The sequence below is a fragment of the Mesorhizobium sp. WSM4844 genome (genome assembly GCF_055811775.1).
Genome location: NZ_JBVVQB010000165.1, coordinates 1 through 822, shown reverse-complemented (window position 1 = coordinate 822; position 822 = coordinate 1). Strand labels below are relative to the sequence as shown.

1 protein-coding gene is annotated in these 822 nt (G+C 67.3%); it reads right to left on the bottom strand.

Going from position 1 to position 822, the window contains the following annotated elements; genetic code table 11:
- On the bottom strand, positions 1 to 822 hold an 822-nt coding region (locus AC0L2A_RS36260), incomplete at both ends, for a condensation domain-containing protein (protein ID WP_473612982.1).

Below are 822 nucleotides of genomic sequence, written 5' to 3'. Positions count from 1 at the left end.
CGCGGCAAGCTCATGCCCGCGACCTTCCAGCACGGCCCGCACCTCGGCATGCATGATCTCCAGCGTCGTGTGATCGCCGATCAGATGGTGCTGCAACTCCAGCAGCAGCCAGCGTGTGCTGCCCGGCTCGCGCGCGATCACAATCCGCATCAAGGGCGCCCGGCCAAGATCGATGCGGTGCCGGCGCGGATCGAACCGGCGCTTCAGCTGCTCGGAACCGGGACCGCCATCCTCATCCAGCTCGACCTCGGTCACCTCCAGGGCCGCCTTGCGCCACACCACCTGGGCCGGGCTCGACAGCCCCTCCCAGACAAAGGCGGTGCGCAGAATGTCGTGCCGGTCCACCACCTGCTGAACCGCGCCAAGATAGCGCTCCAACAAGCCGCGCTCGGCAAAGGCCATCTGCGAGACCAGCAGATACGGATCGCCCTTCGTCGCCAGCAGATGATGGAACAGGATGCCGTCCTGCAGCGGCGACAGGCCATAGATATCCTGGATATTGCCGACCCCGCCCGGCACCGTGGCGACGATCCGGTCGATCTCCTGTTGGGTAAGATCGATCAGCGGCAGCATCCGCGGTGTGATCGCCGTGCTCTGCTCGCCGATCAGGTTGGCCGGCACCGCCACCTCGTGATGGCTGCCAAGGCTTGTCGCCAGATCGCAAAGCACCGGCCGGGCGAACAGGGTGCGCACCTCCACCCCGAGCGACAGCCGTCGCAGCCGCTCCATCAGCTGCACGGCCAGGAGCGAGTGGCCGCCGAGCTCGAAGAAGTTGTCGTGGCGCCCGACCCGCTCGACCCCGAGCAGCTCCGCCCAGATCCC